Below are 12,840 nucleotides of genomic sequence, written 5' to 3' on the forward strand. Positions count from 1 at the left end.
AGTTATTTCAGGCTGACAAGGGGAAATTTGAAATTATTTACTGAGTGCGTATTTTTTATTCTTTCCGTTTATTTTGACAACGTTTTGTTGGTTAATTGGGCTATTTCCCGGGCAAATCCCGCCACCTGTTCCCAGTCGGTATAGATCACTTCTTTCTTCGTATCCGTTTCACCACCTGACATCTTCATAATCAGTTGGATCATGACGCGGTCATACCAGCGATAGCGGGGATACAACAAAGCACCCGCGATCACCGCGCTGCGATCGGGTCGCCACGGCGAGCTCATCAGAAACTTACGCGCATAGCTATTGGTTTGTGGTGTGCGTTTCTCCGGTTTACGGGCAACCAGGTTTACAGAGTAAAACGCACTCGGCATCGTATTCAGCTGCGTGGCATGCTTTTTCACAAATTCCTGAAATGCCGAATGGTAATGGCCATAGCGAATTGATGCGCCAATCACCACGCTGTCATAGTTTTTCCACTCCGGCTCTTCGGTACGATGCAAATTCATGACATCTGCCCAGACACCCAGCTCTTTAAGTTCAGAAGCCAGATACTCAGCGATTTCGCGCGTTTGTCCGTCCCGGGAAGAAAAAAGAATCAGTGTTTTCACGTGTTACTCCATTATTCACGCCAGAAAGTAGGGGTAAAGAGCACCAGCAGAGTAAAGACTTCCAGACGACCAAACAGCATGTTGGCAATCAGGATCCATTTCGCCACCGGGTTCATGCTGGCAAAATTGTCGGCAACAACCCCCAGACCAGGCCCGAGGTTATTCAGCGTCGCCACTACGGAGGCAAACGCAGAGAAGTCATCCACACCGGTCGCAATAATTGCCAGCATACTGATAATAAAGACCAGCGCATAGGCAGAAAAGAAGCCCCATACCGCTTCAAGGATTCGTTCCGGTAACGCTCGGTTGCCCAACTTAATGCTATAGACCGCATTGGGGTGAACCAGTCGCTTCAGTTCGCGGTTACCCTGTTTGAACAGTAACAGGATACGAATTACCTTCAAACCACCGCCCGTTGACCCGGCACAGCCACCAATAAACGCAGAACACAGTAGCAGCACCGGCAGGAACAACGGCCAGCGAGCAATACTGTCCGTGGTAAACCCGGCTGTGGTCGCCATCGATACGACCTGGAAAAATGCCTGGTTGATTGTCGTAAGCGCCGAACCGTATGTATTGTGTATCCACAGCACCAGTGTACAGACGGCCACCAGCGTTAGTTGCACCCCGATAAACATGCGGAATTCAGGGTCGCGCCAATAAACCTTCAGGCTGCGCCCACTTAATAGAGAGAAGTGCAGGCCGTAGTTACAACCGGAGATCAGCAAGAAGATAGCGATAATGGTGTTGATGGTAGGACTGTCAAAATAGCCCACACTGGCGTCGTGTGTTGAAAAGCCGCCGATAGCAATAGTGGCGAAGCTATGGCCGATAGCGTCAAAGGCAGGCATCCCGGCAAACCACAGCGCCAGCGCACACGCAACCGTCAATAGCACATAGATGAGCCACAAGGTTTTCGCCGTTTCGGCAATACGTGGGCGCATTTTGTTATCTTTCAGCGGCCCCGGCATTTCTGCACGATAAAGCTGCATCCCACCCACGCCAAGGATAGGCAAGATAGCCACCGCCAGGACGATGATCCCCATACCACCAAACCATTGCAGCATCTGACGATAAAAGAGAATGGCATGCGGCAGTGAATCCAGACCCACCAGCGTCGTCGCCCCCGTGGTGGTTAAACCGGAAAAGGATTCAAAAAAAGCGTCGGTGATCGTCAGGTTCGGACTCTCTGCAAAAATGAACGGTAGCGCACCCACGCTACCCAGCACAGTCCAGAATAAGACGACGATCAGAAACCCTTCACGGGATTTCAGTTCGCCCTTCTCCTTACGGTTCGGCCACCACAGCATGGAGCCGATCGCCAGGGCAACAAAGAAAGTTTGCGTAAATGCACGACCCGCACCATCACGGTAGATAAGTGCTACCAGTCCGGGGATGATCATCGTCCCCGAAAATAAGATGACCAGTAGTCCAACGATTCGGGTGATGGCGCGAAAATGCATCTCTGCCGCTTCCTTAGTTCTTTAAAATGAGGTGGGGATTATTCTGCAATCGATAACAATTGCAATGAACCACGACTAAAATCCGCCAGCTTTGCTGAAAATTCATCCACTTTCGCATAAGGAAGCGCTACCCGAAGCAGAACGAATGCCTGGTAATCACTGAAAACGATTTTACCGTCAAACTGCCCCAACAGTGTTTCAATGCCTGCCAGTTGGCCGTACTCACACTGCAAAGTATATTCGGTTAATGGCGTCTTGCGCTGTGTCGTCAACTGACGCAGCGCCTGATTCACACCGCCACCGTAGGCCTTTACCAGCCCACCGGTACCAAGAAGGATACCGCCGTAGTAACGCACCACCACCGCGGTAATCTCACCAACGCCGCTCCCCATCAGTTGCGCGAGCATCGGCTTGCCCGCCGTACCCGCCGGTTCACCATCGTCTGAAAACCCCAGCTGCTGCGAGTCATTCGGCGCACCCGCCACCCACGCCACACAATGATGACGGGCATCCGGGTGGTCCGCTCTGACTGACTCAACAAATGCTTTCGCCGCTTCTACACCGTCCGTATGGGCGAGCAATGTAATGAAGCGGCTTTTTTTGATTTCTTCAACGACGCTCACCGGCGCCGCAGGGATTAACCAACTGTCCATTACGCCAGTTTCAAATCCCGCGTCATGTTTTCAATATTGCTCTCGTGGACAACCACGTTGTCTTCAATACGAATCCCGCCGAACGGCTTCAGCGCTTCAATTTTCTGCCAGTTGAAGTGCTTGCTGAATTTCCCTTCACGCCACGGGGCGAGCAGCGATTCAATGAAGTAGATACCCGGCTCGATGGTCAGAACCATGCCCGGCTGCAGCACACGGGTGCAACGCAGGTAAGGGTACTTCGACGGCGCGGCAAGGTGCGTGCCCGTGTCATCCTGCATGAAACCGGCAACATCATGCACCTGCAGACCTAGCGGGTGGCCGATACCGTGCGGCATAAACGGTCCGGTGAGATCATTTTCCACCATCGCCTCTTCACTCATGTCGGTGATGATTTGATGCTTACGCAGTAGCTTCGCAATACGCTGATGGAACTGAATGTGATAATCCACGTAGCTGGTGCCTGCTTTCATGGTAGCAATCAACGCCAGCTCTTCGTCGTTAACGTCTTTCACCAGCTGTGCATAGTCGTTGTCGCTTTTCGCCGACCAGGTACGCGTCAGGTCTGCTGCATAACCGTTATATTCCGCTCCCGCATCCAGCAGGAAGCTGCGGATTTCGGACGGTGCCTGATGATCCAGTTTGGTATAATGCAGCACCGAAGCATGCTCGTTAAGCGCCACGATATTGCTGTACGGCACGTCGGTATCGCGGTGACCGGTCGCGGTCAGGTAGGCGAGGTTGATATCAAACTCGCTCATCCCGGAACGGAACGCTTCTTCCGCGGCACGGTGCCCACTCACCGCCATTTTCTGCGCTTCACGCATACAGGCCAGTTCGTAATCTGTTTTATAGGCTCGGTAATAGTGCAGGTAGTCGATCACCCCTTTCGGGTTGATGTTGCTGGCCGCGATGTCCAGTTGCAGCGCACGTTCCGGAACCGGACCGATATAACCGATATTGCCGCGTGCAGCAGGCAGTTGGCTACCAATACCCTCCGCTTTAGGCAGCGCAATGATCTCAATTTCTTCCGTCCAGAAGGAAGTCGGCAGCGGCTCTACGTTGTGCCAGTAATCAACCGGCAAATAAAACCACAGTTTCGGCTTGTTCACGCCATCCACCAGCAACCAGCAGTTGGGAACCTGCGTTACGGGAACCCAGGCTTTAAACTGCGGGTTGACCTTAAACGGATACGGATGGTCGTCGAGAAAAACGTTAACAAGTTCGCCAGAATGAATAAGTAACGCATCCAGCTTGAAGCGCGCCAGTGCATCACGCGTACGTTCTTGTAAGGTAACAATATGATTTTTATAGAGCGCGGCCAGTGATTCCATTTTCTATCCTTCTGTTTTTTTGACCTCAAGTCTCCGCATCTTAGCACATCGCTTTATGACTGCGTGATTTCTGCCGAGCGTGATCGAATCGTCATTTCTTTAATCATTTATTTGCATTTCTTTAACATAAAACACACACTTCGCTTCATCTGGTATGACCAGATCACCTTGCGGATTCAGGAGACTGACATGCTTTACAAAGGCGACACCCTGTACCTTGACTGGCTGGAAGATGGCATCGCCGAACTGGTGTTCGATGCCCCTGGTTCGGTCAATAAACTCGACACGGCCACCGTTGCCAGCCTGGGCCATGCGCTTGATGTGCTGGAAAAACAACCAAATTTAAAAGGGCTGCTCCTGCGCTCTAATAAAGCGGCTTTTATTGTCGGTGCCGATATCACCGAATTTCTTTCACTGTTCCTCGTTCCCGAAGAGCAGTTGAGCCAGTGGCTGCATTTTGCCAATAGCGTCTTTAATCGCCTGGAAGATCTGCCTGTTCCGACTATCTCTGCGGTAAACGGTTACGCGCTGGGCGGAGGCTGTGAGTGCGTGCTGGCAACTGATTATCGTCTGGCAACACCAGATCTGCGCATTGGTCTGCCGGAAACCAAACTGGGTATTATGCCGGGCTTTGGCGGTTCCGTGCGTATGCCACGTATGCTGGGTGCGGATAGCGCGCTGGAAATCATTGCTGCAGGTAAAGATGTTGGCGCTGAGCAAGCGCTGAAAATCGGCCTGGTTGATGGCGTGGTGAAACAAGACAAACTGCTTGATGGCGCGATCGCCGTATTACGTCAGGCAATCAACGGCGACCTCGACTGGAAAGCGAAACGCCAGCCGAAACTGGAACCTCTGAAACTCAGCAAAATTGAAGCAGCCATGAGCTTTACCATCGCCAAAGGCATGGTGGCACAGACGGCCGGTAAACATTATCCTGCACCGATTACCGCAGTAAAGACCATTGAAGCAGCGGCCCGTTTTGGTCGTGAAGAAGCGCTGAACCTGGAAAATAAGAGCTTTGTTCCACTGGCGCACACCAGTGAAGCCCGCGCCCTGGTTGGGATTTTCCTTAACGATCAGTTCGTGAAAGCCAAAGCCAAAAAGCTCACCAAAAATATTGAAGCACCAAAGCAAGCAGCGGTGCTGGGTGCAGGCATTATGGGCGGCGGCATCGCTTACCAGTCTGCCTGGAAAGGCGTGCCGGTTGTCATGAAAGACATCAACGACAAGTCATTAACGCTGGGCATGACCGAAGCGGCCAAGCTGCTGAACAAACAGCTCGAGCGCGGCAAAATTGACGGTCTGAAAATGGCCGGCGTCATTTCCACTATTCAGCCAACTCTCGACTATAGCGGTTTCGAGCGTGTAGATGTGGTAGTTGAAGCGGTAGTCGAAAACCCGAAAGTGAAAAAAGCTGTGCTGGCGGAAACCGAAGATAAGGTGCGCCCGGATACGGTACTGGCGTCGAATACGTCCACGATCCCAATTAACGAGCTGGCCAGCGTTCTCAAACGCCCGGAAAACTTCTGCGGTATGCACTTCTTTAACCCAGTACACCGTATGCCGCTGGTTGAAATCATTCGCGGCGAGAAAAGCTCGGATGAAACCATCGCCAAGGTTGTCGCGTGGGCAAGTCAGATGGGCAAAACGCCGATTGTGGTTAACGACTGCCCAGGCTTCTTCGTCAACCGCGTGCTGTTCCCTTACTTTGCCGGTTTCAGCCAGTTACTGCGCGACGGAGCGGATTTCCGCAAGGTCGACAAAGTGATGGAGAAACAGTTTGGCTGGCCAATGGGCCCGGCTTATCTGCTGGACGTGGTGGGTATTGATACCGCACATCACGCTCAGGCTGTAATGTCCGCGGGCTTCCCGCAGCGTATGCAGAAAGATTATCGCGACGCGATTGATGCCCTATTTGATGCTAACCGTTTCGGACAGAAAAACGGTCTTGGATTCTGGCGTTATAAAGAAGACAACAAGGGCAAGCCGAAGAAAGAAGAAGACGCCGCCGTTGAGGGCTTACTGGCAGACGTCAGCCAGCCGAAGCGCGACTTCAGCGACGAAGAGATCATCGCTCGTATGATGATCCCAATGGTCAACGAAGTGGTGCGTTGCCTGGAAGAAGGCATCATTGCCAGCCCGGCAGAAGCCGATATGGCACTGGTTTATGGCCTGGGCTTCCCTCCGTTCCACGGTGGTGCGTTCCGCTGGCTGGATACACTTGGCAGTGCGAAGTATCTCGATATGGCGCAGCAGTATCAGCACCTGGGTCCGCTGTACGAAGTACCAGCTGGTCTGCGCGATAAAGCACGCCATAACGAACCGTATTATCCCCCGGTTGAGCCTGCCCGCCCGGTTGGCGACCTGAAAACGGCTTAAGGAGTCACAATGGAACAGGTTGTAATTGTTGATGCGATCCGTACCCCGATGGGCCGTTCGAAAGGGGGCGCGTTTCGCAACGTGCGGGCAGAAGATCTCTCCGCACACCTGATGCGTAGCCTGCTGGCGCGTAATCCCGCGCTGGAACCCACCGCGCTTGATGATATTTACTGGGGTTGTGTGCAGCAGACGCTGGAGCAGGGTTTCAATATCGCCCGTAACGCCGCACTGCTGGCAGAAGTCCCACACTCCGTTCCTGCGGTTACGGTCAACCGTCTGTGTGGTTCGTCGATGCAGGCGCTGCACGATGCGGCACGCATGATTATGACTGGCGATGCGCAGGCGTGCCTGGTGGGCGGCGTGGAACATATGGGCCATGTGCCGATGAGCCACGGCGTTGATTTCCACCCAGGTATGAGCCGTAACGTAGCGAAAGCCGCGGGAATGATGGGGCTGACGGCAGAAATGCTCTCTCGTATGCACGGTATCAGCCGTGAAATGCAGGATGCCTTCGCTGCACGCTCACATGCTCGCGCCTGGGCTGCAACGCAGTCTGGCGCCTTTAAAAACGAGATCATCCCGACTGGCGGTCATGATGCCGACGGCGTGTTGAAACAGTTTAACTATGATGAGGTTATCCGTCCGGAAACTACTGTCGAAGCGCTGTCCACCCTACGCCCGGCATTCGATCCGGTCAGCGGTACCGTCACCGCGGGTACCTCTTCCGCGCTCTCCGATGGTGCTGCCGCGATGCTGGTCATGCGCGAAAGCCGCGCTCGTGAACTGGGTCTGACACCGCGTGCCCGTATTCGCTCGATGGCCGTCGTCGGCTGTGACCCCTCAATCATGGGTTATGGTCCGGTTCCTGCCTCAAAGCTGGCGCTGAAAAAAGCGGGACTCTCCACCAGCGACATCGGCTTGTTTGAGATGAATGAAGCCTTTGCCGCCCAGATCCTGCCGTGCATTAAAGATCTGGGGCTGATGGAGCAGATCGACGAGAAGATCAACCTCAACGGCGGGGCGATCGCACTGGGTCACCCACTGGGATGCTCTGGTGCGCGTATCAGTACCACCCTGCTCAACCTGATGGAACGCAAAGACGTGCAGTTTGGTCTGGCGACGATGTGTATCGGGTTAGGTCAGGGTATCGCGACAGTATTTGAGCGAGTGTAATCAAAGATAAATTCCCCTAAATAATTCGCGCTGCATCGCGGCGGCAACTGAGCGAATCCCCGGGAGCATAGATAACTATGTGACCGGGGTGAGCAAAGGCAGCCAACAAAGAGGCAGTGTGAATTATGACGGGGAAAAGTTTAGTTGCCGTTCTTCCCGCCTGTCAGGGGCGGGTTTTTTATTTCCCTGAACTACCACGTACCACCAACTGTACCGGCAGCAACAGATTCTCTTCCGGCTTGCCTGCCAGCAGTAAACGCAGTGCTTCGCGCCCTAGTTGCTGCTTATCAACCGCAATCGTAGTCAGCGGCGGATGTGACCAGGCCGCAGCATCAATATCATCAAATCCTACCAGCGCAAGATCTTCCGGAATACGAATCCCCTGCTGCGCACACACCCGCTGAACAACCATCGCCGCCGCATCGTTATAAGCAAAAATGGCATCGGGCGGTTCCGGCAGCCTGAGCAGTTCATTAACCGCCTCGACCAACGATTGTTCGGTATCCAGCAGCGGCGGTGCGATGGCTTCATACTCTGGCGGCATCAGCAGACGGGCATCATACAGTGCCTGGCGATAACCCTTTTCACGCTGACGAATGCTGTAGTGTGAGAGAGTACTGGCAAGAAAAGCGATACGGCTACGCCCCTGTTCGATCAAGTGTTTTGTCGCCAGATAGCCGCCCTGGGTATTGTCCGGATTGACGCAGGGCAAACCTGGAGCCCACAGATCCACCAGCACCAGCGGCAATTTCATCTGTTGCAGCAACCCAAGCAATTCAGGCTCAAAAAATCCGGCACAGATCAGCGCATCCGGCTGGTGCAGCATCACCTGCTCACTTACCGCATCGCCCGGACCGATAGAGAGAAAGCTCAGCGCAATACCCTGATCACGGCAGGCATCATCAATCCCCAGTAACAGCTGTGAGTAAAATGGCAATGCCCGGCTAATATTGTGTTGTCGATGCAACAAAAACAGGACTCGCTTGAGCTTGTCACTGCGCAGGCGGGAAAAATCATAACCTTGCTGTTGCGCCACAGAAATAATGCGCAATCGGGTATCTTCACGCAACCCGGGCTGACCTTTTAGTGCGCGGGATACAGCGCCAACTGAGACGCCGCAGGCTTCGGCAATATCTCTGATTCGTACAGGTTTCGTCATTTCACTCTCATTAACTCGACACGGTGGCCCGTTGTGCCCCCAGCCATGCTGCACCACGTACACCGCTGCTGTCGCCGTGGCGGGCCTGAATAATCGGTGTACGGCACTGTTTACCAAATACGTACTGTGCCACGCGCGCCTGCAAGCCTGAATACAGTATATCGATATTAGATACCCCGCCACCCAGCACAATAACATCAGGGTCGAGCGTATTCACAATGCTCGCCAACGCGCGCGCCAGTTGATCACAGTAACGCTCCCATAACAGGCAAGCGTCTGCATCACCCAATTCTACCTGCTGCATGATGTGAGGAACGCTGACATGTTGATGAGTGTGATTGATGTACTGGCGTTCCAGACCACTACCAGAGATAAAACTTTCAATACAGTTCTGTTGCCCGCAATAGCAGGTAACCACCTCACCATCCCGGGACTCATGGTAACGTGGCAATGCATTATGCCCCCACTCTCCAGCGCAGGCATTAGGACCGGAGATCAAACGGTTATCAATACACAATCCGCCTCCGCAGCCAGTACCGAGAATTACGCCAAATACCACACTGTGTCCGCGTCCACTGCCGTCCATAGCCTCTGACAGTGTAAAGCAGTTAGCATCGTTAGTGACGGGCACAGGCATCCCTAATGCGTGTTCAAGGTCACGGGTAAAAGCCTGTTGATTTAGCACCAGAATGTTGGAATTTTTAATGAATCCCTTGCTGTCTACGGCTCCAGGGACCCCGATACCGACCGACAAAGGTTGGTTAACAGTCTGCATAGCCTTAGCAATCATATCCGTCACGGCCTGGAAAAAATCGCCGTAGCTTTGCCTGGGTGTAGCGCATCGTTCGCGGTAAATAATCTCACCCGCTTTATCAATTACCACCGCTTCAATTTTAGTCCCGCCTATATCCAGTCCAAGCCTCATGGTGACCTCTCCTCTCATTGGCATCTCGCAGTTATGATGCTGCATAGAGTGCCTAATTTGTTTACTAAACAAATTGTGAGATGTCACAAAACGCTGTGATGTCTGCAAATAAATAGGAAAGTAATTTTGTTTACTAAAAATAATACGGTTTTGTAAAGCAGGAGATATGCAAAGATGCTGGGCCAGCAACCGTTATGTGGAAGGTGGGGAATTTATCAATGCGCCGGCGGGGTTCCGGCGCATATCGCTTAAATAAACGCGAACGCGTCGCCAAACAGACGATCTTCACGTGCCTGACGTTCATTGCAGAACAGGTCGCGCGCGATTTTAGCCATCTCGAAACGCCCGGCGATATAAATATCATGTTCCGCCAGAGTGCCGTAATCCTGTAACACCGCCGTTAATACGGTTCCCGTACGACCACGCCAGCCCGTTTCAGGCTGTTCCACTACCGGCTCAACACGCAGGTTTGGATGATTAACTGACAGTGCCTCCAGTTCAGAGAGATCGTAGAGATGTTTCTCTTCTCGTCCGCCCCAGTAAATAGTGATATCCCGGTTTGGATTGCGCGCCAGTGCTGTCAGCAAAATCGAGCGTACGTATGAGAACCCTGTGCCGCCAGCAATCAGGATCAGCGGACGATTCTCATCATCACGCAGCCAGGCTTCACCGTGCGGGATATCGACCTTAATTTCCCGATCTTTCAGAATTCGGTCCATAACAGCCATGGCATAAAGATTTAGCTCAGAAGCACCCACGTGCAGCTCAATGAACCCGTGCTCATCCGGCGTAGATGCCATGGAGAACGGGCGTTTATCACGTTCGTCCATCACGACCATTAAATACTGACCAGCACGAAAGGAAAACGCCGCGTCCGGCACTAAACGTACGCGATATACGGTGTCAGTGATAGCTTCTACCGAGGTCACTTTACAGCTTAAGGTTGTCATGCGCTCTCTCTGTCGGATCAATAGGCAAAACGATCGCGCCTCAGGCGCTTTTGCCGTCATTAAAGATGGCTAATTCATCCCAAATTGCGTCAATACGCGCAGTCACTTCAGGATCTTTTTTAATCGGGCGTCCCCACTCTCGTTGGGTTTCACCCGGCCATTTATTTGTGGCATCCAGCCCCATTTTTGAACCAAGGCCGGAAACCGGCGAGGCAAAGTCCAGGTAATCAATCGGCGTATTCTCTACCAGTACCGTGTCCCGGGCCGGGTCCATACGGGTAGTAATTGCCCAAATCACATCGTTCCAGTCACGTGCGTTGACATCATCATCGCAGACAATAACAAATTTGGTGTACATAAACTGACGCAAAAATGACCAAACGCCCATCATGACGCGTTTGGCATGGCCGGCGTACTGTTTTTTCATCGTCACCACGGCCAGTCGATAAGAACAACCTTCCGGCGGCAGATAAAAGTCGACGATTTCCGGGAACTGCTTTTGCAGAATAGGGACAAAGACTTCATTCAGCGCCACACCGAGCACCGCTGGTTCATCTGGTGGACGTCCGGTGTAGGTGGAGTGATAAATCGCATCTTCACGCTGGGTAATGTGGGTGACGGTGAAAACCGGGAAGCTATCCACTTCATTGTAATAACCCGTATGATCGCCATACGGTCCTTCCGGTGCCAGTTCACCCGGCTCGATATAGCCTTCCAGAACAATTTCAGCGCTGGCGGGTACTTCGAGATCGTTGGAGATACATTTGACAACTTCAGTCTTAGTGCCACGCAGAAGCCCGGCGAAGGCGTACTCTGATAATGTATCAGGCACAGGGGTCACAGCGCCCAGGATGGTCGCCGGGTCTGCCCCTAACGCAACGGAGACAGGGAAACGCTCACCAGGGTGTGCAGCGCACCACTCCTGATAATCCAGCGCGCCGCCACGATGTGAAAGCCAACGCATAATGAGCTTATTTTTGCCAATCAACTGTTGGCGATAAATACCCAAATTCTGTCGCTCTTTATGCGGACCACGCGTGACGGTGAGTCCCCATGTAATTAGCGGCGCGGCATCTTCCGGCCAGCAGGTCATGATCGGTATACGGTTTAAATCAACGTCATCGCCTGAAGAAATTTTTTGCTGGCAAGGCGCACCGCGCAACCGCTTAGTCGGCATGTTCAGCACCTGCTTGAACTGCGGCAGCTTATCAAACAGATCGCGGAATCCTTTCGGCGGCTCCGGCTCTTTCAAAAATGCCAACAGCTTACCAACTTCCCGTAGTGCTGAGACATCTTCTTGCCCCATCCCCATGGCGACACGCTTCGGAGTGCCAAACAGATTGCACAGTACCGGCATTGAATAGCCTTTTGGATTCTCAAACAGCAGCGCAGGTCCACCAGCACGCAAGGTGCGATCGGCAATTTCAGTGATCTCCAGATGGGGATCCACTGGAAGCGTAATGCGTTTGAGCTCGCCCTGCTGTTCAAGCTGCGTCAGGAAGTCGCGTAAATCGTGATATTTCATGGCGTCCATTATGGCCTCTGTGTAAGCGCCTCATTATACGGCGTTCATCATTGTGATGCTGTATTTTTGTTAAATTAGCGTGAACTCTGGCAACCAACACCGATGAGGCTTGAAAGATGAAGTGTATAATGACTTTTGCTATGCTTGCGCTCAGAACAAGCGGATAAGAGTTATTATGCAAGCCTGGTATTTACTGTACTGCAAACGCGGGCAACTTCAGCGTGCCCAGGAACACCTGGAAAGACAAGCAGTAAACTGTCTGACGCCAATGATCACCCTGGAAAAAATGGTGCGTGGTAAACGTACCACAGTCAGTGAGCCACTTTTCCCTAATTACATGTTTGTCGAATTCGATCCGGAAGTGATCCACACCACGACCATCAATGCGACACGTGGCGTCAGCCATTTTGTACGTTTTGGGGCAACGCCAGCCACTGTCCCCTCTCCCGTCATTCACCAGCTTTCTATCTACAAGCCCGAGGGGATTGTTGACCCGGAAACGCCACATCCTGGCGACAGCGTAATTATCACTGAAGGGGCATTTGAAGGGTTGAAGGCGATTTTCACCGAACCCGACGGCGAAGCGCGTTCCATGCTCCTGCTTAACCTGTTGAATAAAGAGGTTAAGCAGAGCGTGAAAAACACCGGCTTTCGAAAGATATAAACAG

At 52.7% G+C, this 12,840-nt stretch carries 11 protein-coding genes; 3 read left to right on the top strand and 8 right to left on the bottom strand.

The window, feature by feature from the left end:
- Positions 1 to 68: 68 nt before the first annotated feature.
- From hemG to pepQ, 4 genes are read right to left on the bottom strand one after another with little or no spacing between them, the layout of a single operon-like run.
- Positions 69 to 614 carry a menaquinone-dependent protoporphyrinogen IX dehydrogenase gene (gene hemG, locus FDX19_RS13660; RefSeq protein WP_137383138.1) on the bottom strand — a complete coding sequence of 182 codons (546 nt, stop codon included), beginning with the start codon at positions 612 to 614 and terminating at the stop codon, positions 69 to 71.
- Positions 615 to 625: 11 nt separating this feature from the next.
- Entirely contained in the window at positions 626 to 2,077 is a 1,452-nt protein-coding gene (gene trkH / locus FDX19_RS13665) for a Trk system potassium transporter TrkH (RefSeq protein ID WP_003017848.1), read from the bottom strand.
- A gap of 38 nt (positions 2,078 to 2,115) precedes the next feature.
- Positions 2,116 to 2,730: an IMPACT family protein gene (locus tag FDX19_RS13670; protein ID WP_137383139.1), complete on the bottom strand. Its 615-nt coding sequence runs from the start codon at positions 2,728 to 2,730 to the stop codon at positions 2,116 to 2,118.
- Positions 2,730 to 4,061 carry a Xaa-Pro dipeptidase gene (gene pepQ, locus FDX19_RS13675; protein WP_137383140.1) on the bottom strand — a complete coding sequence of 444 codons (1,332 nt, stop codon included), beginning with the start codon at positions 4,059 to 4,061 and terminating at the stop codon, positions 2,730 to 2,732. The genes FDX19_RS13670 and pepQ overlap by 1 nt, the downstream gene beginning before the upstream one ends.
- A 189-nt stretch (positions 4,062 to 4,250) precedes the next feature.
- Between pepQ and fadB the strand changes: the two genes are divergently transcribed.
- Both fadB and fadA read left to right on the top strand, forming a co-directional pair.
- Positions 4,251 to 6,440 (top strand): fatty acid oxidation complex subunit alpha FadB, encoded by a 2,190-nt coding sequence (fadB, locus tag FDX19_RS13680; protein WP_137383141.1) that lies wholly within the window; start codon positions 4,251 to 4,253, stop codon positions 6,438 to 6,440.
- Between the two features lie 9 nt (positions 6,441 to 6,449).
- Positions 6,450 to 7,613: an acetyl-CoA C-acyltransferase FadA gene (gene fadA, locus FDX19_RS13685; protein ID WP_137383142.1), complete on the top strand. Its 1,164-nt coding sequence runs from the start codon at positions 6,450 to 6,452 to the stop codon at positions 7,611 to 7,613.
- Between the two features lie 178 nt (positions 7,614 to 7,791).
- Here the strand turns inward: fadA and FDX19_RS13690 are convergent, their stop codons facing one another.
- From FDX19_RS13690 to ubiD, 4 genes are all read right to left on the bottom strand, one after another.
- On the bottom strand, positions 7,792 to 8,772 hold the full coding sequence (locus FDX19_RS13690) for a LacI family DNA-binding transcriptional regulator (protein ID WP_137383143.1): 981 nt from the start codon (positions 8,770 to 8,772) through the stop codon (positions 7,792 to 7,794).
- 10 nt (positions 8,773 to 8,782) lie between these two features.
- A complete protein-coding gene (locus FDX19_RS13695) occupies positions 8,783 to 9,697 on the bottom strand; it encodes an ROK family protein (RefSeq protein WP_137383144.1) in 915 nt (304 codons plus the stop codon).
- Positions 9,698 to 9,945: 248 nt separating this feature from the next.
- Positions 9,946 to 10,647: an NAD(P)H-flavin reductase gene (gene fre, locus FDX19_RS13700; RefSeq protein WP_137383145.1), complete on the bottom strand. Its 702-nt coding sequence runs from the start codon at positions 10,645 to 10,647 to the stop codon at positions 9,946 to 9,948.
- Positions 10,648 to 10,687: 40 nt separating this feature from the next.
- The gene (ubiD, locus tag FDX19_RS13705; RefSeq protein ID WP_040230095.1) at positions 10,688 to 12,181 is read right to left on the bottom strand and encodes a 4-hydroxy-3-polyprenylbenzoate decarboxylase; all 1,494 of its coding nucleotides are present in this window, start codon (positions 12,179 to 12,181) and stop codon (positions 10,688 to 10,690) included.
- Positions 12,182 to 12,347: 166 nt separating this feature from the next.
- Between ubiD and rfaH the strand changes: the two genes are divergently transcribed.
- Positions 12,348 to 12,836 (top strand): transcription/translation regulatory transformer protein RfaH, encoded by a 489-nt coding sequence (rfaH, locus tag FDX19_RS13710; protein WP_137383146.1) that lies wholly within the window; start codon positions 12,348 to 12,350, stop codon positions 12,834 to 12,836.
- The last annotated feature ends 4 nt before the right edge of the window (positions 12,837 to 12,840 follow it).

Source organism: Citrobacter sp. wls619 (assembly GCF_005281345.1).
Classification (GTDB): Bacteria; Pseudomonadota; Gammaproteobacteria; order Enterobacterales; family Enterobacteriaceae; genus Citrobacter.

Coding starts and splice junctions, on each gene's coding strand:
- FDX19_RS13690 (WP_137383143.1), bottom strand. CDS start 8,772: ATGACGAAACCTGTACGAATCAGAGATATTGCCGAAGCCTGCGGCGTC.
- FDX19_RS13695 (WP_137383144.1), bottom strand. CDS start 9,697: ATGAGGCTTGGACTGGATATAGGCGGGACTAAAATTGAAGCGGTGGTA.
- fre (WP_137383145.1), bottom strand. CDS start 10,647: ATGACAACCTTAAGCTGTAAAGTGACCTCGGTAGAAGCTATCACTGAC.
- FDX19_RS13670 (WP_137383139.1), bottom strand. CDS start 2,730: ATGGACAGTTGGTTAATCCCTGCGGCGCCGGTGAGCGTCGTTGAAGAA.
- rfaH (WP_137383146.1), top strand. CDS start 12,348: ATGCAAGCCTGGTATTTACTGTACTGCAAACGCGGGCAACTTCAGCGT.
- trkH (WP_003017848.1), bottom strand. CDS start 2,077: ATGCATTTTCGCGCCATCACCCGAATCGTTGGACTACTGGTCATCTTA.
- pepQ (WP_137383140.1), bottom strand. CDS start 4,061: ATGGAATCACTGGCCGCGCTCTATAAAAATCATATTGTTACCTTACAA.
- fadB (WP_137383141.1), top strand. CDS start 4,251: ATGCTTTACAAAGGCGACACCCTGTACCTTGACTGGCTGGAAGATGGC.
- ubiD (WP_040230095.1), bottom strand. CDS start 12,181: ATGGACGCCATGAAATATCACGATTTACGCGACTTCCTGACGCAGCTT.
- fadA (WP_137383142.1), top strand. CDS start 6,450: ATGGAACAGGTTGTAATTGTTGATGCGATCCGTACCCCGATGGGCCGT.